This is a genomic window from Mycolicibacterium lacusdiani (assembly GCF_021916785.1).
In the GTDB taxonomy this organism is placed as follows: Bacteria; Actinomycetota; Actinomycetes; order Mycobacteriales; family Mycobacteriaceae; genus Mycobacterium; species Mycobacterium lacusdiani.
Genome location: NZ_JAKCFC010000002.1, coordinates 129406 through 146972, shown reverse-complemented (window position 1 = coordinate 146972; position 17567 = coordinate 129406). Strand labels below are relative to the sequence as shown.

General features: G+C 66.3%; 18 protein-coding genes and 1 tRNA gene. 12 read left to right on the top strand and 7 right to left on the bottom strand.

Annotated elements, in window-relative coordinates:
- Positions 1–2: 2 nt before the first annotated feature.
- Positions 3–677: a Crp/Fnr family transcriptional regulator gene (locus LOK44_RS05675; protein ID WP_163795365.1), complete on the top strand. Its 675-nt coding sequence runs from the start codon at positions 3–5 to the stop codon at positions 675–677.
- Between the two features lie 49 nt (positions 678–726).
- Here the strand turns inward: LOK44_RS05675 and LOK44_RS05670 are convergent, their stop codons facing one another.
- Genes LOK44_RS05670 through sp36 form a run of 3 tightly spaced genes read right to left on the bottom strand, consistent with a single transcriptional unit; the run spans position 727 to position 2213 of the window.
- Positions 727–1545: an MBL fold metallo-hydrolase gene (locus LOK44_RS05670; protein ID WP_237569061.1), complete on the bottom strand. Its 819-nt coding sequence runs from the start codon at positions 1543–1545 to the stop codon at positions 727–729.
- 39 nt (positions 1546–1584) lie between these two features.
- Positions 1585–2055, bottom strand: coding sequence for a RidA family protein (locus LOK44_RS05665; protein ID WP_237569060.1), 471 nt, complete (start codon positions 2053–2055; stop codon positions 1585–1587).
- Positions 2052–2213, bottom strand: coding sequence for a Sp36 family protein (sp36, locus tag LOK44_RS05660; RefSeq protein WP_237569059.1), 162 nt, complete (start codon positions 2211–2213; stop codon positions 2052–2054). The genes LOK44_RS05665 and sp36 overlap by 4 nt, the downstream gene beginning before the upstream one ends.
- Positions 2214–2287: 74 nt before the next feature.
- Here sp36 and bagA point away from each other — a divergent pair, with 74 nt between their 5' ends.
- Both bagA and bagB read left to right on the top strand, forming a co-directional pair.
- Positions 2288–3316: an ATPase BagA gene (gene bagA, locus LOK44_RS05655; protein WP_237569058.1), complete on the top strand. Its 1029-nt coding sequence runs from the start codon at positions 2288–2290 to the stop codon at positions 3314–3316.
- Positions 3317–3383: 67 nt separating this feature from the next.
- Positions 3384–4508, top strand: coding sequence for an ATPase BagB (gene bagB / locus LOK44_RS05650; protein ID WP_237569057.1), 1125 nt, complete (start codon positions 3384–3386; stop codon positions 4506–4508).
- A gap of 4 nt (positions 4509–4512) precedes the next feature.
- Here bagB and LOK44_RS05645 read toward each other — a convergent pair whose 3' ends face one another.
- Positions 4513–4869 (bottom strand): WhiB family transcriptional regulator, encoded by a 357-nt coding sequence (locus LOK44_RS05645; protein ID WP_163921279.1) that lies wholly within the window; start codon positions 4867–4869, stop codon positions 4513–4515.
- A 314-nt stretch (positions 4870–5183) separates the two neighbouring features.
- On the opposite strand from LOK44_RS05645, the gene ponA2 reads away from it, so the two are divergent.
- The 4 genes from ponA2 (at position 5184) to LOK44_RS05625 (ending at position 10240) form a co-directional block, all read left to right on the top strand.
- Positions 5184–7649 carry a transglycosylase/D,D-transpeptidase PonA2 gene (gene ponA2, locus LOK44_RS05640; protein WP_237569056.1) on the top strand — a complete coding sequence of 822 codons (2466 nt, stop codon included), beginning with the start codon at positions 5184–5186 and terminating at the stop codon, positions 7647–7649.
- Positions 7650–7744: 95 nt separating this feature from the next.
- Entirely contained in the window at positions 7745–8704 is a 960-nt protein-coding gene (locus LOK44_RS05635; RefSeq protein WP_237569055.1) for a metallophosphoesterase, read from the top strand.
- Complete coding sequence (gene cds1 / locus LOK44_RS05630; RefSeq protein ID WP_237569054.1) at positions 8701–9825, top strand: L-cysteine desulfhydrase Cds1; 1125 nt, start codon at positions 8701–8703, stop codon at positions 9823–9825. Before LOK44_RS05635 ends, cds1 begins: the two co-directional genes overlap by 4 nt.
- A 341-nt stretch (positions 9826–10166) precedes the next feature.
- Positions 10167–10240, top strand: a tRNA-Pro gene (locus LOK44_RS05625).
- Positions 10241–10293: 53 nt separating this feature from the next.
- Here LOK44_RS05625 and LOK44_RS05620 read toward each other — a convergent pair.
- The gene (locus LOK44_RS05620) at positions 10294–11358 is read right to left on the bottom strand and encodes a tyrosine-type recombinase/integrase (protein WP_237569053.1); all 1065 of its coding nucleotides are present in this window, start codon (positions 11356–11358) and stop codon (positions 10294–10296) included.
- Positions 11359–11630: 272 nt separating this feature from the next.
- Here LOK44_RS05620 and LOK44_RS05615 point away from each other — a divergent pair, with 272 nt between their 5' ends.
- From LOK44_RS05615 to LOK44_RS05605, 3 genes are all read left to right on the top strand, one after another.
- Complete coding sequence (locus tag LOK44_RS05615; protein WP_078316144.1) at positions 11631–11828, top strand: helix-turn-helix transcriptional regulator; 198 nt, start codon at positions 11631–11633, stop codon at positions 11826–11828.
- Positions 11829–11962: 134 nt separating this feature from the next.
- A complete protein-coding gene (locus LOK44_RS05610; RefSeq protein WP_237569052.1) occupies positions 11963–13531 on the top strand; it encodes an AICE element replication initiation protein in 1569 nt (522 codons plus the stop codon).
- Between the two features lie 75 nt (positions 13532–13606).
- Positions 13607–14065, top strand: coding sequence for a transposase (locus tag LOK44_RS05605; protein ID WP_372481193.1), 459 nt, complete (start codon positions 13607–13609; stop codon positions 14063–14065).
- A gap of 32 nt (positions 14066–14097) precedes the next feature.
- Here the strand turns inward: LOK44_RS05605 and LOK44_RS05600 are convergent, their stop codons facing one another.
- Complete coding sequence (locus LOK44_RS05600; protein WP_163795376.1) at positions 14098–14991, bottom strand: hypothetical protein; 894 nt, start codon at positions 14989–14991, stop codon at positions 14098–14100.
- Positions 14992–15531: 540 nt separating this feature from the next.
- Entirely contained in the window at positions 15532–16218 is a 687-nt protein-coding gene (locus tag LOK44_RS05595; protein ID WP_163795377.1) for a TetR/AcrR family transcriptional regulator, read from the bottom strand.
- Between the two features lie 102 nt (positions 16219–16320).
- On the opposite strand from LOK44_RS05595, the gene LOK44_RS05590 reads away from it, so the two are divergent.
- Entirely contained in the window at positions 16321–16833 is a 513-nt protein-coding gene (locus LOK44_RS05590; RefSeq protein WP_163801367.1) for a PaaI family thioesterase, read from the top strand.
- Positions 16830–17501, top strand: a complete 672-nt coding sequence (locus LOK44_RS05585; RefSeq protein WP_163795378.1) for a TetR family transcriptional regulator — start codon at positions 16830–16832, stop codon at positions 17499–17501. Before LOK44_RS05590 ends, LOK44_RS05585 begins: the two co-directional genes overlap by 4 nt.
- Positions 17502–17567 lie beyond the last annotated feature (66 nt).

Sequence of the window (17567 nt, the reverse complement as noted above, 5' to 3'; positions counted from 1 at the left end):
ACGTGGACGAGATCCTGGCTAGGGCCGGAATCTTCCAGGGAGTCGAACCAGCAGCGGTCTCCGCGCTGACGAAGGAACTTCAACCTGTCGACTTTCCGCGCGGGCACACCGTCTTCGCCGAAGGTGAACCCGGTGACCGGCTGTACATCATCATCACCGGCAAGGTGAAGATCGGTCGCCGCTCCCCCGACGGTCGCGAGAACCTGCTGACGATCATGGGTCCGTCGGACATGTTCGGCGAGCTGTCGATCTTCGATCCGGGGCCTCGTACCTCCAGTGCCACCACCATCACCGAGGTTCGCGCCGTCGCGATGAACCGCGATGCGCTCAAGGCGTGGATCAAGGATCGGCCCGAGATCGCCGATCAGCTGCTGCGCGTGCTGGCACGCCGGCTGCGCCGCACCAACAACAACCTCGCCGACCTCATCTTCACCGACGTGCCGGGCCGCGTGGCCAAGCAGCTGCTGCAGCTCGCGCAGCGCTTCGGCACCCAGGAGGGTGGTTCGCTGCGGGTGACGCACGACCTCACTCAGGAGGAGATCGCTCAGCTCGTCGGCGCCTCGCGCGAGACGGTGAACAAGGCGCTGGCCGACTTCGCCCACCGCGGCTGGATCCGCCTGGAGGGGAAGAGCGTGCTGATCAGCGACTCCGAGCGGCTGGCTCGCCGAGCGAGGTAGGCGATTCGTGGAACATTTCCTGCGTTCACCGCGGGAGATCTTCCACGAATCACTCGCGCAGGTAGTCGAGCTGCGCCTGCACCGACCACTCCGCGTGGTCCCACAGCTTCTCGTCGACGTCGGTGTACACGTGCTCGACGATCTGGCGGGCCGTGGCGTCCTCGCCGAGCACCCGTAGCGCGTCGCGCACCTGTCCGAGCCGTTCCTCGCGGTGCTGCAGGTACGTCTCCGCCACGGCCTCGAGGTCGGGAAGGTCGGGCCCGTGTCCCGGCAGCACCGCACGCCGACCCAACCCCCGGAGTCGACGCAGCGACTCGAGGTAAGCGCGCAGGCTGCCGTCCTCGTTGTCGATGACGGTGGTGCCGCGGCCGAGCACGGTGTCGGCGGTGAGCACGGCGCCGTCGTCATCACCCCCATCGACCAGGAACGACAGCGAATCGGCGGTGTGTCGGGGCGTCGCGAGCACGGTGATGCGTAGCCCGGCGGCGTCGATGACCTCGCCGTCGGTCAGCGGACCGCCGAGCCCACGCAGGAAGCCGCTGCCGACCGCACGAACCACCGCACCGGTGCGGTCGACGAGTGCGTCTATCGCGTCGGTGTGGTCACCGTGCTTGTGGCTGATCAGGACCAGCGGGATCGTGCCGAGGGCGGCGATGCGCTCGACGTGCGCGTCGTCGTCGGGTCCCGGGTCGACGATCACTATCTCGTCGCTGCCAGGTCCGCGAAGCACCCAGGTGTTCGTCCCGTCGAGCGTCATCATGCCCGGGTTGTCGCACAGCAGGACCGACGCGGTGTCGGTGACGCGGCGCAGCGTCCCGTAGGCCGGATGCACCGGCTCCGGGTTCTCGGCAGCGTCGCCGGACGTCACGCCACCTCTGCGCTCACGCGACCTCCGCCCGATCGTCGCTCACGCGACCTCGACGATGAGTTCCACCTCGACCGGCGCGTTGCGGGGCAGCTCAGACACCCCTACTGCGGAGCGGGCGTGGGCGCCGGCCTCGCCGAAGATCTCGCCGAACAGCTCGGAGGCGCCGTTCACGACGCCGGGTTGTCCGCCGAACCCTGGCGCGGACGCCACGAAGCCGACGGCCTTCACGACGCGGACGATCGCGTCGATGCCAACCAGCGCGTGGATCGCGGCCAGGGCGTTCAGTCCGCAGGTGCGGGCGAGAGCCTGTGCGTCCTCGGCGGTGACCTCGGCGCCGACCTTGCCCGTCGCGACGAGTTCGCCGGCGACGATGGGTAGCTGACCTGCGGTGTAGACGAGGTTGCCGGTGCGCACCGCGGGGACGTAAGCCGCCAGCGGGGCGACCACGTCGGGCAGTTGGATGCCCAGTTCGGTCAGCCGCTCCGACCACGCCTTGTTGGCTGAGGTCACTTGGGCCGCTTCAAGTAGGCGACGTGCTGCTCGCCGGTGGGGCCCTGAAGCACCGACACCAGCTCCCAGCCGTCTGCGCCCCACTGATCGAGGATCTGCTTGGTCGCATGGGTCAGGAGGGGGACCGTGGCGTACTCCCACTTGGTCGTTTCGCTCACGCGGTCCACCTCGTCATTTCAGTCATGTCGCTGAGCTTATCGGGCGCGAGCACCGCCTTGGATAGCATGCTGGTGTGACTACGTCGTCCCCGTCCAGCAGCCGCAGCACGGTCGGCTGGCCATCTCGGCTGTCCAAGGCGAAGCTGCACTTCGTCACGGGGAAGGGCGGCACCGGCAAATCCACGGTCGCGGCCGCGCTGGCGCTGACGCTGGCCGCCGGTGGACGCAAGGTGCTGCTGGTCGAAGTCGAGGGGCGCCAGGGAATCGCGCAACTGTTCGACGTGCCGCCGCTGCCGTACGAAGAGGTCAAGATCGCGACGGCCGACGGCGGTGGCCAGGTCAACGCGCTGGCGATCGACACAGAGGCGGCGTTCCTCGAGTACCTCGACATGTTCTACAACCTCGGCATCGCCGGACGCGCGATGCGACGCATCGGTGCAGTGGAATTCGCGACGACGATCGCACCCGGACTGCGCGACGTCCTGCTCACCGGCAAGCTCCGCGAGATCGTGACGCGCGGCGACAAGCCCGGCAAGCAACAGGTCTACGACGCGGTGGTCGTGGACTCGCCGCCGACCGGCCGCATCGCGCGCTTCCTCGACGTGACGAAGGCCGTGTCGGATCTAGCGAAGGGCGGGCCCGTGCACGGTCAGGCCGAGAGCGTGGTCAAGGTCCTGCACTCCGACCTCACCACCATCCACCTGGTGACGTTGCTCGAGGCGTTGCCGATTCAGGAGACGGTCGAGGCGATCGAGGAACTCCGACAGCTGGACCTGACGATCGGCAGCGTCATCGTCAACCGGAACATCCCGGCCTACCTGTCGCCCGAGGATCTGAGCAAGGCCGCCGAGGGCGTCATCGATGCCGATGCCGTCCGGGCCGGGCTGACCAAGGTGGGAATCACGTTGTCCGACGACGACTTCGCGGGCCTGCTCACCGAGGCAATCGAGCATGCGACGCGCATCGCCGCGCGTGCCGAGAGCGCCGAGCAGCTCGACGAGATCGACGTGCCCCGGCTGGAACTGCCTGCGATCCGCGACGGCGTGGACCTGGGCAGTCTGTACGAACTCGCCGAGGAACTCGCCGCCCAGGGCGTGCGATGAGCGCTTGCGCGAAGAGCCGACGACCTGCGATGAGCACCCGTGCCCCGATGAACAGAGGAAACGTCTGATGAGCAGCACGGCACGCGCACTCGATCTGAGCGCGATCCTGAAGGACCGGTCCAATCGGGTCGTGGTCTGTTGTGGCGCAGGCGGTGTCGGCAAGACGACCACCGCTGCGGCGATGGCGATGCGGGCCGCCGAGTACGGACGCACGGTCGTGGTGCTGACCATCGACCCGGCCAAGCGACTCGCGCAGGCGTTGGGCATCAAGACCCTTGGCAACACTCCGCAGCGGGTACCGCTGGCGCCGGAGGTGACCGGCGAACTGCACGCGATGATGCTCGACATGCGCCGCACGTTCGACGAGATGGTTCTCCAGTACTCGGAAGGCGACCGCGCCGAGGCCATCCTGGAGAACCAGTTCTACCAAACCGTCGCGACGTCGCTGGCCGGTACGCAGGAGTACATGGCGATGGAGAAGCTGGGTCAGCTTCTGGCGCAGGACAAGTGGGACCTCGTGGTCGTCGACACTCCGCCGTCGCGCAATGCGCTGGACTTCCTCGACGCGCCGAAGCGGCTCGGCAGCTTCATGGACAGCAGGCTGTGGAAGCTGCTGCTGGCACCGGGCCGCGGCATCGGCCGGCTGGTGACGGGCGCGGTGGGGCTGGCCATGAAGGCGTTGTCGACGGTGCTGGGATCTCAAATGCTCGCCGACGCAGCCGGTTTCGTGCAGTCCCTCGATGCCACGTTCGGCGGTTTCCGCGAGAAGGCCGATCGCACATACGAATTGCTGAAGCGGCGCGGTACCCAGTTCGTCGTCGTATCGGCCGCGGAGCCCGACGCGCTGCGCGAGGCATCGTTCTTCGTGGACCGGTTGACGCAGGAGAGCATGCCGCTGGCGGGGCTGATCCTGAACCGGACCCATCCGACGCTGTGCGATCTCAAGCCCGATCAGGCCAGGGACGCCGCCGAGACGCTTGAATCCGATGACCCGTTGACCGCGGGTGTGCTTCGTATCCACGCCGACCGCGCCTTGACCGCCAAGCGGGAGGTGCGGCTGCTGTCGCGCTTCACCGGCGCGAACCCGCACGTCGCGATCGTGGGCGTTCCGTCACTGCCGTTCGACGTGTCCGACCTCGACGCGCTGCGCGCCATCGCCGATCAGATCACCGGCGACGTCGACGCTGCGTGAGGAGCTAGACGGCGCTGCGCTGCTTGCGCTGACCGGCGAAGAAGTCGGCCCAGGAGACGACCTCGGGATGCTGCTTGAGCAGGGCGCGGCGCTGACGTTCGGTCATGCCGCCCCACACGCCGAACTCGACGCGGTTGTCGAGGGCGTCGGCGCCACATTCCTGGATCACCGGGCAGTGCCGGCAGATCACGGCCGCCTTGCGCTGTGCGGCGCCGCGAACGAACAGTTCGTCGGGATCGGCCTGGCGGCACCGTGCTTGCGAGACCCACGCGATGCGAGCTTCCGCTTCCGCGCTCTGTACTACTGCGTTGACTGGGGAACTAGTTATGGTCCTGCGCGCCGCGGGCCGAGTAGCTGACACCTGCGATCCCTCCGTCCAGCCGCCGCCATCTCGACGGTCCGTTCCAGGTGTAGAACGCCGGTGCGATCTACGCCACAATGCGACCTGAAGTGTTACCTAGATCGCACTGTGTGTCCAAGCTAGGTGGTCAGGGGTCTTTTGCGCAACAGTCAAATCACGATTTTTTGGCACGACCGTGCCGTGATGCGTACCAAACCGGGGCTGGCGCCCGCGCAGCGTCTCCGACCGGCGGCGATGCAACCGCAGCGCCCGCCGTTGCCGACGATGCAACGGCTCGGGAGCTGACGTCCCGCGACCTCGCTAGTCTGTAACCCATGTCCGAGAGTCCGACGTCTCGACCGCCGGGTTCGCCACCCCGCGCCGTCACGTTGATCAAGTTGTTCTGGTGCTGCGTGTTGGCCAGCGTGGTGGCTGCGGCTCTCATGTTCCCGCTCGTCGGCGGCTTCGGCCTGATGTCGAACCGGGCGTCCGACGTGGTCGCCAACGGTTCCTCCCAGCTCGTCGAGGGCGAGGTTCCCGCGGTCTCGACGATGGTCGACGCCAAGGGCAACACGATCGCGTGGCTGTACTCCCAGCGCCGGTTCGAGGTGCCCAGCGAGCAGATCGCCAACACGATGAAGCTCGCGATCGTCTCGATCGAGGACAAGCGCTTCGCCGATCACAACGGCGTCGACTGGCAGGGCACGCTGACCGGTTTGTCCGGCTATCTGTCCGGCGCCCCCGATACCCGCGGCGGGTCGACGCTGGAGCAGCAGTACATCAAGAACTACCAACTATTGGTGGTGGCGCAGACCGACGCCGAGAAGCGCGCGGCCATCGAGACCACTCCAGCGCGCAAGCTGCGCGAGATCCGCATGGCGCTGACGCTCGACAAGACGTTCACCAAGCCCGAGATCCTCACCCGCTATCTCAACCTGGTGTCGTTCGGCAACGGTGCGTTCGGCGTGCAGGACGCCGCGCAGACCTACTTCGGCATCAACGCCTCCGAGCTGAACTGGCAGCAGGCCGCGCTCCTCGCCGGCATGGTGCAGTCCACCAGCACACTCAACCCGTACACCAACCCCGACGGTGCGCTGGCTCGCCGCAACGTCGTACTCGACACCATGATCGACAACGTCCCGCAGGAGGCCGCGGCGCTGCGTGCGGCCAAGGAGCAGCCGCTCGGCGTGCTGCCCCAGCCGCAGGAGTTGCCGCGCGGCTGTATTGCCGCGGGTGACCGCGCGTTCTTCTGCGACTACGCGCTCGACTACCTGGCGCGCGCGGGCATCAGCAAGGAGCAGGTCGCCAAGGGCGGCTATTTGATCCGCACAACCCTGGACCCCGACATCCAGAACACGGTGAAGTCGTCGATCGACGGCATCGCCCCACCTGACCTCGATGGCGTGGCCAGCGTCATGAGCGTCATCAGGCCCGGCAAGACGGCGCACCCGGTGGTGGCCATGGCGAGCAACCGCACGTACGGACTGGACCTCGAGGCCGGTCAGACGATGCAGCCGCAGCCGTTCTCGCTGGTCGGCAACGGCGCGGGCTCGGTCTTCAAGGTCTTCACCACCGCCGCCGCGATGGACATGGGGATGGGCATCAACGCCAAGCTCGACGCTCCCTCGCGTTTTCAGGCCAAGGGTCTCGGCAGCGGCGGAGCGAGGGGCTGCCCGCCCGCCACCTGGTGCGTGGAGAATGCGGGGGCCTACCGCGGCCAGATGAGCGTCACCGACGCCTTGGCCACCTCGCCGAACACGGCGTTCGCGAAGCTGATCTCGACGGTGGGCGTGCAGCGCGTCGTCGACATGGCGGTCCGTCTGGGATTGCGCTCCTACGCCCTCCCGGGCACGGCGCGTGACTACGACCCGGAGAGCAACGAGAGCCTCGCCGACTTCGTCAAGCGGCAGAACATCGGGTCCTTCACCCTCGGGCCCATCGAGGTCAACGCCCTCGAACTCTCGAACGTGGCGGCGACGTTGGCCTCAGGCGGCACGTGGTGCCCACCGAGCCCCATCGACAAGGTCTTCGACCGCAACGGCGAAGAGGTCTCGGTGACCACCGAGACGTGCGATCAGGCCGTGCCCGAGGGCCTGGCCAACACCCTGGCCAACGCCATGAGCAAGGACGACACCGGTTCCGGCACCGCGGCGAGCGCCGCCGGGTCGGTGGGCTGGAACCTGCCGATGGCGGGCAAGACCGGTACCACCGAGAACAACAAGTCGTCGGCGTTCCTCGGCTTCACCAGTGAGTTCGCCGCCGCCAACTACATCTACGACGACTCGACCGCCCCGGGTGAGCTGTGCTCGTTCCCGCTGCGGCAGTGCGGGTCGGGTGACCTGTTCGGCGGCAACGAGCCCGCCAGAACGTGGTTCACGGCGATGAAGCAGTTCACGCCGGAGACGGTCTCCCTTCCGCCGACCGATCCGCGGTACGTCGACGGTGCGCCCGGCTCGCGCGTGCCCAGCGTCGCGGGCATGAGCGAAGGCCTGGCCAGGCAGCGTCTGAAGGAGGCCGGTTTCCAGGTCGCGGAGCAGACCACGCCGGTCAACAGCGGGTCGTCCGCGGGATCGGTCGTCGGCACCTCCCCGTCGGGCGAGACCGTGCCGGGCTCGACGATCACGATCCAGGTCAGCAACGGCATCGCGCCGGCACCACCGCCGCCGCCGGTGGGGGTCCCGATCCCCGGCCTCCCGCCACCACCTCAGGTGGGGTCGACGGTCGTGCAGATTCCGGGCCTGCCGCCGATCACGGTGCCGGTGCTCGGACCGCCCCCGCCGCCGCCTCCGCCGCCACCGTGACCGTGAGGGTGGCCGTGTCCGTCGGACCTGGGGGTCGACCCCGTCGACTGGCACGGAAACCCGACCGCGCGCGCCGGTGGCAGTAAGCTGCCTATATGCCCGACCCTTCCACCGTTCTGAAGAGTTCGGCGGCGGCAGCCACAGGCACGCTGGTCGCCGGGCTGGCATATGGCTCGCTGATCGAGCGCAATGCGTTCGTCGTCCGCGAGGTCACGATGCCGGTCTTGACTCCCGGTTCGTCGCCGCTGCGCGTCCTGCACCTCTCGGACTTCCACATGCGGCCCGGACAGCGCCGCAAGCAGGCGTGGCTCCGCGAGCTGGCGCAGTGGAGTCCCGACCTCGTCGTCAACACCGGCGACAACCTCGCACATCCGAAGGCGGTGCCCGCCGTCGTTCAGGCGATGGGCGACCTGCTGTCGGTGCCGGGGCTGTTCGTGTTCGGCAGCAACGACTACTTCGGGCCGCGGCCGAAGAATCCGGCGAGCTACCTGTTCGACAAGTCGCGGCGCGTCACCGGCTCCCCGCTGCCCTGGCAGGATCTGCGCGCAGCGTTCAGCGAGCGCGGGTGGCACGACATGACGCACAACCGCCGTGAGATCGACGTCAACGGACTGGTGATCGCGGCGGCGGGCGTCGACGATCCGCACCTCACCCGGGACCGGTACGACACGATCGCCGGCAGGCCGAACCCGGCCGCCAACCTGTCGCTGGGTCTGGTCCACGCGCCCTACACGCGGGTGCTGGACCGGTTCGCCGACGACGGCTATCAGCTGGTCATGGCCGGTCACACCCACGGCGGTCAGCTGTGCGTGCCGTTCTACGGCGCCGTCGTCACCAACTGCGATCTCGATCCGTCGCGGGCCAAGGGTCCGTCGCAGTGGGGTGCCAGGACCCAGCTGCACGTCTCGGCGGGCATCGGCACGTCGCCGTACTCGCCGGTGCGGTTCTGCTGCCGGCCGGAAGCGACGTTGCTGACTCTGATCGCGGCTCCCACCGGAGGCGGTTTCGCGGGCTCCACGGCGAGCCAATCGCAGCCCACCATGTCGGCGCGTTGACCGACGGGTCGTCGGTCGCTTCCCGAAGCCAGCCACGTCAGTGGGCCGACGATGCGGTCCGGTTGATCGAAGCCGACGCTCGCCGCAGCGCCGACACCCATCTGCTGCGGTATCCGCTGCCTTCGGCGTGGAGCGCGTACCCGGGGCGGAACAGCTCCGCCGGGCCGGACGTCCAGCTGTATCTGAAGGACGAGACCACCCACATCACCGGCAGCCTCAAGCACCGGTTGGCGCGGTCGCTGTTCCTGTACGGCCTCTGCAACGGCTGGATCACCGAGGGCACCACGGTCATCGAGGCGTCATCGGGCTCGACGGCGGTGTCGGAGGCGTACTTCGCGGCGATGCTGGGTCTGCCGTTCATCGCGGTGATGCCGACGTCGACCAGTGCCTCGAAGATCCGCCTGATCGAATCTCAGGGCGGCCGTTGCCACTTCGTCGCCGAGGCATCTCAGGTGTACGCCGAAGCGGAGCGGCTGGCGGACGAGACCGGTGGGCACTACCTGGATCAGTTCACCAACGCCGAGCGGGCGACGGACTGGCGTGGCAACAACAACATCGCCGAGTCGATCTATCAGCAGATGGGCTCCGAGGCGCATCCCTGCCCGGAGTGGATCGTGGTGGGCGCGGGAACCGGCGGGACGAGCGCGACCATCGGTCGCTACATTCGCTACCGGCGCCATCAAACCCGGTTGTGCGTCGTGGATCCGGAGAACTCCGCGTTCTTCCCGTCGTACGCCCAGGGGCACGCGGTCGGCGGTTCGTCGTCGCGCATCGAGGGAATCGGTAGACCGCGGGTCGAGCCGTCGTTCCTACCAGATGTCGTGGACCGGATGGTTCAGGTCCCCGACGCGTCCTCGGTGGCAGCAGCCCACCACGTGAGCGCAGTGCTGGGGCGCCGAGTGGGTCCGTCGACGGGGACGAACGTGTGGGGCGCGTTCGGCTTGATCGCCGAGATGATCGCCAATGGCCGTAGTGGGTCGGTCGTGACGCTGATCGCCGATAGCGGCGACCGCTACTCCGACACCTACTTCAGCGACGAGTGGCTGGCCAGCGCGGGGCTGGACCCCTCCGCCTCGGCGGCGACGTTGGTCGAGTTCGAACGCTCGGGCGCCTGGCCCTGATCTTCCCGTCGGCCGACCGCGTCGGACGTCAGGAACAACCACAGGGCTGCAAGACCGAAGAATCCACCGTAGAGGGCAGCTCCCAAACCGGTCATCGATCTCTCCTTCTCCGGGTCGTGCTCGTGCACGTCCTTCGATTGTCATCAACGCCACGATCTGCCACTTTCATCCCGCGCCGGGTCGTTACCCGATGGTGATCTCCGTGGTCGCAACGTTGCCGTCGCGGCGCTTCATGCTGCATTCGGGCTACCCACCCGCGTCGGGCACTACACGCGTCGTGGGTGTGACGTCGGCGTTTGGCTTCCATCGGCCCCCGTGCGATACGCTGTCGTGGCTCTCCGCGGGGTGTGGCGCAGCTTGGTAGCGTGCTTCGTTCGGGACGAAGAGGTCGTGGGTTCGAATCCCGCCACCCCGACTCGCAGGATCGCAGGTGAGAGGCCCTGACCGGGAGATTCGGTCGGGGCCTTCTTACTTCTCAGTCCGCAGCTGGTCCGCAGTGGCTGCCAAAGACCGCATGCGCGCCGCATCTAGTGCAACCGAAACCTGCTCCAGGTCGTCCGGGAACAGGTCGGCATAGGTATCCAAGGTGAGGACCGCAGACGCGTGTCCGAGCATCGTTTGGACCGCCTTCACGTTGGCCCCCGCACTGATCGACAGGGATGCCGCCGTATGACGGAGATCATGGGGCGTGACGGTGGGGTACGCCGGGTCTGCTTCCTGGAGGCGTTGGACAGCCACGTTGAAGACTCGCGGCCGCCAGGTCGACACTCGGAGCAGCGCTCCCCCTGGTGATGTGAACACCAAGTCCTCACGCTTTTTGCCGATCATTTGCGCGGCCAGCAGCTTGGCGAGGAACGCCGGGAAGGGCACCGAGCGACGTTCATGGGATTTCGGCGTGGACCACACCACCCGTCCGTTGACCTCGGCGATTGCCTCGCGGATGTTGACCCGGCGACGCAACATGTCGAATGACTCCACCCGCAGCGCTGCCATCTCGCCCCAACGCAACCCGGTGTAAGCGAGAAATCGGACAACGGTGGCGTACTCGCCAACCTCGCATGCCAGAAGCTCCACCTGCTGGTGCGTCAGATAGCCCCGCGATCGGTGCTGTCGTCGCGGCGACTTCACTCCCGTGCACGGATTCCGGGGGATCCGGCGGTCCTCGACGGCCATCTCGAGGATCTGGCGCAAGACGCTAAGCGCGTTCTCGATGGTGGCGGGCTTGGCTCCGCCGGCCGCCAGTTCCTGCACCCACGCTCTGATGTCCGACGACTGCACGTCGGCCACCGCAACGGCGGACCACCGTCCTTCCACGTAGCCCGACCAGGCGAACGCGCGTGTCGCGACCGTGGTCTCCTTCAAATGGCTCTGCGTCCCAAGCCATTTGGTATGCACCTCGCGGACGGTGATGCGGCCCGCTTTCGGCGCGACATAGGTGCCGATCGTCTGGGCGGCAGTGATCTCGTTGAGAAAGGCCTGCGCATCGACCTTGCGTTCGAATGACCGCGTGTTCTCTCCACCCTGGTCGTCCACATACCGGGCCAACCACCGGCGTCCCCTACCACTGCGCGCGGAAGGGCTTCCGTCTGATCGACGCCACCTGTCCTCGACGCCCGCGCGGCGGTTTCGTCGCTGCATGTGAGCCACCTCCCTTGGTGCCCAGTTTCACATCGACTACCGACAGCCGACGAAACCGTTCGGCTGGAGTCAATTTGCAAGTGATCTGCAGGGTAGTGGTGGACAAATACGGGGCGCCACCACCAGCGTTGGATTCGTTGACAGAACACACCTTTGAGGAGCATCAGATGGATCTACTGAACGCGAAACAGGTTTCGGAAATCATCGGCGTCCCCGTCGGGACCCTGCGCTACTGGCGCCACTGCGATATCGGGCCTGCCAGTTTTGCCTTGGGCCGCCGCGTCGTCTACCGCCGCGACGAGGTGCTGCGGTGGATCTCGGAGCAAGAAATTGCAACTCGGCGTGGAGGCGGCGACGCCGCGTGAGATCCGCAATTGAGAAAGACCCCGGGTCCTAGCCGAGGTCTTTCATTCGAACCACCCGATCGCTCAACCGGAGGACTCCTCATGAGAATAACCTGCCATGCCCGCCTTCAGAAGCTTCGTAGGCGGGAAAAGCATTGAGTGCCAGGGCCGAGACCGACAAAAAGTCCGTTGCCGTTCGGCTGGTGGAGATGGCCCAAGAGCGATATTGCCTCGGCGTCTCCGAGGACGGTGAACCCTTCGGCGCCGAACGCACGCGGCCGCACCTGGCGATGCTGCTACGCGCCGGCAAGGCCGGCCTGCGAGCCGAACTCGCCTCGCGCTACTTCCGCGACACCGGCACTGTCGCCGTCGGCCAGGCACTCACTGACGCCACGTTGATCCTCGAAGGCATGGCCGCCATCAAGGCTCCGGAGAAGTTGTATCTGCGCGTCGCAGAACTGGACGGTATCAACTACATCGATACTGGACGACCTGACGGCAAGGTGATCCGCATCGGCCAGGGACGGTGGACTGTCACCGATTCCGCCCCGGTTCGTTTCTTGCGAAGCAAGCTGACGGCCGCGATGCCACTGCCGTCGGTGGGTGATTTGGATCGACTGTGGGATTTCGTCAACATCAACGTCGAGGACCGACCCGTCCTCCTCGCGGTGCTCGTCGCCGCGCTCGTCCAGTGCGATGTCCCGCATCCTGTGTTGGCACTCTTCGCCGAACAGGGCAGCGCCAAGAGCACGACGACGCGCATGCTGGTCGATCTGATCGATCCCTCCCCCGTCCCGTTGCGCCAAGCGCCGCGCGACGCTGACTCTTGGGTGACCGCGGCATCCGGGTCATGGGTAGTCGCCCTCGACAATCTGTCCACCATCCCGCCGTGGCTGTCGGACTCGCTGTGCCGCGCCGCCACGGGCGACGGCAACGTCAAACGAGCGTTGTACACCGACGCCGACCTAGCGGTCATCAAGTTCCGTCGGTGCGTCATCATCAACGGCATCGACGTCGGCGCTGTGCGACCCGACCTTGCAGAACGACTGGCGACGGTCGAGCTGCGACGCATTGATCGCCACATGCGACAACCGGAGGCCACGATGCGACAACAGTGGCGCACGGCTCTACCAGGCATTCTGAGTGGGCTGCTCGATCTGGCCGCCTTAGTCCATCAACGCCTCGAGACCATCTCGGTCGATGTGTCGCCACGGATGGCGGACTTCAGTCGCACGCTGGCGGCCGTCGATGAGTTTCTGTCGACCAATGGCTTCCGTCGTTACTTGTCGCGCGCCAGCCAACTCTCCGAAGACAGTCTGTCCGCCGACCCGTTCATTGAACGGCTGCGCCAACACATCGAGGAGCCAATCATCGCGGGATCCGGAGCGGACCTGCTTGCGGCAGTCACACCGGCCGGCGACACCTGGCGCAGGCCGAAGGAGCGGCCCAGGAACGGTCGGGACGTCACAGCGCTTCTGAAACGGCACGCGCCCGCGCTTCGAAGCCTTGGCTGGGTGATCGAGGACGATGGCGCGCGGAATCACCGGAATGTGCTGCTGTGGACCGTTTACCCGCCCGCCAAAGATGTGTCGGCAGATCAAGCCTCGCAACCCTCGCGTCCCTCGCTGCTGCGGGGTAGCCGCGGCGGGCTGGGCAACGCGGATATCGCGCCGGACTCAGTTCCTGAGGAGCCTGTCGAAGACCTGTCCATAGAAGCCTCCTGAGTCACCGTCCGCCAGCACACAATGCGGTGTGTTGTCGGTGCCGGCGAGCATCATCGGAGATGGAACCGGGAGGCGATGGTCGTGAGTCTCGAAGACGATGTGAAGAAACTGGCCGACGCGGCAGTTGCGGATTGGCCCGACATCCAGTTCTCCGGGGACTTCGACAGAGCAATCAGGGACCTCTACCGATCGCACTTGCAATTCCCGCCATCCTGGCCCCAGGAGGACTGCGACGAGTACATCGCAGAGAACGCGGACATGGCCGCGACTCGTTTGATCACCACGCTTGACGACGTGATCGACACCGTTGTTGATGGCTATGAACGCCAACACGGGATCCGACCCCACCACGACGACGCAAGCGAAATGATCAAGGCCAAGCGTCGATCGGCAATTCACGAGCTGGAGTGGGACATCGAGGACCTCGCAGCCGAACTCGCCGGATGGTCCATTCATAGCCTCGGTCGTGCCGTCGCGAGTATGACCGGATGCAGTCCTGCCAGCCGAAGACACCGCCGGCGTAGGACACGCTGACCGACTGCTGCCTGGTGCGTGGGCGGGACTGCTCACCAACTACGCAGCGGGTGTACGACTTTTGCGAGTTCTCTCGCGGCGGTCAGTGTTGGGCGATTCAGGTTCTTGAGTCGAGCTTGTTCTGTCATGCGTGCTAGCAACGCGTGCAGCGCCTCGTCGTTCTCGAGCATGATCCCGACGGCATCGAGCGGCTCGATGGGTGCCGGCTCCGGCCCTGTGGACTCCGCAGTCGGCTTGGAGGAGTCAACGGGTTTTCGCACCTCGACCACTCGTATGGGTGACCCGTAGCGCTCTGCGGCCGTACGTGCCGCCGAGGCGTCACGTCGGCATGTGTCGGAGCAGTACAGCCGACGACGTCCGCGTCGCGGCCCGTCGTCGATATCAAGCATCACTGCCTCGCAGCGGACACACCGAGTTGGGTCGTAGGAACCGGCGCCGTTGTCGTCACCGCTGGCTGAACGTCGAGCGGCGTTGTCGGACAGCGGGTCTCTGCTCTCGAAGTCCCCGCCTTGCGGTGCGGAGCGAGCAGACCGCGTACCCGCACCCGAGATGCCCGCCATCCCGCGTCCTCCCTCGTCTGCGGTGCGAGCCCTGCGCAGCGCGGCTTTGATCTCGCGAACATCGACATCGACGAGCGCAGCAATCTTGGCCAAAGTCTCGCCCCGGTCCCTCATCTGCTCGACGGCAGCCTGCAGGCCGGCGAGATAACCTGCACGCCTCTTAGCCCCCTCTGCGCGGACACGCTCCTGCGCCTGATCGAGTCGCACCCGTTCCCATGTGTCGACAGACTCGACTCGGTGCAGCGTGAGTCGGATCGTCGCGGCGGCGTCGGCATTGGCGCGCTCCCGCCGAGCCCTTTCCTCGTTCAATCTGCGCTGCGCTTCACGGGCTCGGTACCGCGCGCGGAGCTTCTCATTCGAGTTCATACCGAGAACATAGAAACGTGCGGACGAATCGGTCCACGACCAGAGCCACATTCGCGATGACGAACGTCCGTACTCCGCATCTTCACTCCCCCGAGCCTGTCGACTTAGTTCAGCGTTCCAGCCGACTAACCCTGCATGCCATGCCTCTGCTCGGAGCGTCTCCCCGACGTGCTCAACGACGAGATCCACACACCTCTTGCATTTCGGGGCTACCACGCTCACATATCGACGGACGATATTCGCCACATGGGTCGTGGCGCAGACGCTCCGCGTCGCCGGGGCGCGACGCATGTGGGGTTCGCCGAGACGAGTCGCGGACGGCGGGGCGACGCGTTGGCAAGGTCCGTTCGGACGCTGACGTGGTGTGCGTGGCATTGCGGGAGTGGAAGTGATTGCGAAGCCTGATGCGGCCCAGGGTGCATCGGCGTTCGGGATGACACGAGCATTTCTCCGCTAACATCGCGGACGCCCCTAGAGCGAAGGTAAAACAGCACGAGGCACAGCCGGCTGGGAGGTGTGGATTCCGTTGTGGCTAGTGAGCTAGGCCCGCGGGGCGGCCCGTCCTCTTGGTGGCGGATTCGCCCCCGTGCTGGCGTCGCCGTCGGTCTTGCGGTGGGCGGCGAGAAAGTCATCGACCAGGTTCGCGCAGTCGTCGTGTGTGATGGTGCGAATCCCGGTCATCCGGGCGAAGGCGAGTGGCCCGACGAGCTGACAGATCGCCAGTTCCCGGTCGCAATGTGCGAGTTCGGCCTGCGCTCTCGGGCTGGTGAGTATGGCGTCAAACGGCTGTCGGTATTGGTTAACGACTCGGGTCCGTAGCGCCCCGGATGTGTGGCGCTCATCCACTTCGTTGCTGGAGCCGGTGGGTCCTAGCGAGAGCCACGCGAGTGTCGTGACATGCAGCGGCGCGTCGTTGAACAGGGCGGCTTGGCGGCTGAGCAATTCGAGCAGCTGGTCGCGGATGGGTCCATTGGTCGGTACCGGAGTCGTCACCTGTGGAAGTAGGCGTTCGAACGTGGCTGCGAGTAGATGCGAAGAACTCTGAAAATGCCGGTACAGCGTTGTTCTGGCCACTTTGGACGCCTTGGTGACGGCATCAATGGTGACTGCTTCCACCCCACCGGTGCTCAATAGCGTTGCCGCGGCATCCAGCAGCCGGGTGCGTGACCGGATGAGCCGAGGGTCCACGTCGTCGTCAGGGACTGGCACTGACTGACTGTCGCTCACTCATTCACCTCGGCGGTCGATCTTCACGCGATGCTGTCACGGCAGTCTAGCAGTGTGGTACTAACGGTAGCGGAGCGAAACCGACCGTATTGGAGCGTGATGGTGCCCGAAGGCGTGTTGCCGCCAGAGCGGCTGCCCTCGCACACCACGACGTGCATGGGTTGCGGCCCGGACAACCCCCACGGACTGCAGTTGGTGGTGCATCGCAGCGGCGACGCGGTGTACACCGATGTGACGTTCGACGAGCGCCATGTCGGAGCACCGGGGCTGGCTCACGGCGGCGCAATCGCTGCCGCGTGTGATGACGTCCTGGGCTTCACGTTGTGGATCGCCGGCACCCCGGCAGTGACGCGCACGCTCACTTTGGAGTATCTACGGCCGGTGCCGCTCCATCGGCCCCACCGGATTACTGCTTACATCGTCTCTCATGAAGGACGGGCGTTGCATGTCACGGCGACAGGTACGGGTGAGGGTGGGATCGCCCACTTCACCGCCAATGCAGTGTTCGTCGCAGTCAGCCCTGAGCACTTCGCCGCACACGGCGATGTCAGCGCTTTCGCTCAACTTCTAGAGCACTTCTCGCGCCGGGGTGGCCTCGGCGACGGGCCATCATGACCCTCCCCCAGACACGCAGCCACAGCGGAGCCCGGCCGTCGGGAGACGATCCAGTCGCTGTCGATAAGCGGAGCGCCGTAGCGCCGCGTTCCCGCGCCTCCGCACGGCGCCGGGAAATGATCCTGGATGCGGCACTATCGGTTGCCGCGTCGGGTGGTTACGAGGCAGTCCAAATGCGGGCGGTCGCCGCGCGGGTCGGCATCGCGGTCGGCACGCTCTACCGCTACTACCCGGCGAAAACCCACTTGCTGGTCGCAGGGCTGACACGTGAGTTCCGTCGACTGGACTCAGCCTTCGACTGGGCGAGCGTTGACGGCACACCGCTGGAACGGCTCGAACGCCTAACCGGACATCTCCACGACCGCTGGCAGAGCAATCCCTCGCTGACAGCAGCCATGACACGGGCCTTCGCCATCGCAGACACCAGTGCCGCCGCGGAACTCGACCGTGCCGCCGCCGAGATCCAGGTCCTGCTGGCGCGCACGCTCAAGGGGGGCGAGCCCACCCCCACCAATCTGCACGTCGCGGGGGTCATCTCCGACATCTGGTTGGCCAACCTCGTGACCTTCAGCGGCCACCGCGCGTCAGCTGCCGATACCCGCGACCGTATCGACCGCGCGACCAGGCGTGTCGTAACCAGCGTCTTTACGATCAGCGCGGAACATTAACGATACTTATAGTATCGCAGCGCTACTTGCAGTACTCTTTTGAGATACGGCTCAACGATGCGTCGA

What these genes read in the sequence shown, in the direction of transcription:
- LOK44_RS05615 (WP_078316144.1), top strand. Translation starts at nt 11,631, where the DNA reads ATGGATCTACTGAACGCGAAACAGGTTTCGGAAATCATCGGCGTCCCC.
- bagB (WP_237569057.1), top strand. Translation starts at nt 3,384, where the DNA reads ATGAGCAGCACGGCACGCGCACTCGATCTGAGCGCGATCCTGAAGGAC.
- ponA2 (WP_237569056.1), top strand. Translation starts at nt 5,184, where the DNA reads ATGTCCGAGAGTCCGACGTCTCGACCGCCGGGTTCGCCACCCCGCGCC.
- LOK44_RS05585 (WP_163795378.1), top strand. Translation starts at nt 16,830, where the DNA reads ATGACCCTCCCCCAGACACGCAGCCACAGCGGAGCCCGGCCGTCGGGA.
- LOK44_RS05635 (WP_237569055.1), top strand. Translation starts at nt 7,745, where the DNA reads ATGCCCGACCCTTCCACCGTTCTGAAGAGTTCGGCGGCGGCAGCCACA.
- LOK44_RS05605 (WP_372481193.1), top strand. Translation starts at nt 13,607, where the DNA reads ATGGTCGTGAGTCTCGAAGACGATGTGAAGAAACTGGCCGACGCGGCA.
- LOK44_RS05600 (WP_163795376.1), bottom strand. Translation starts at nt 14,991, where the DNA reads ATGAACTCGAATGAGAAGCTCCGCGCGCGGTACCGAGCCCGTGAAGCG.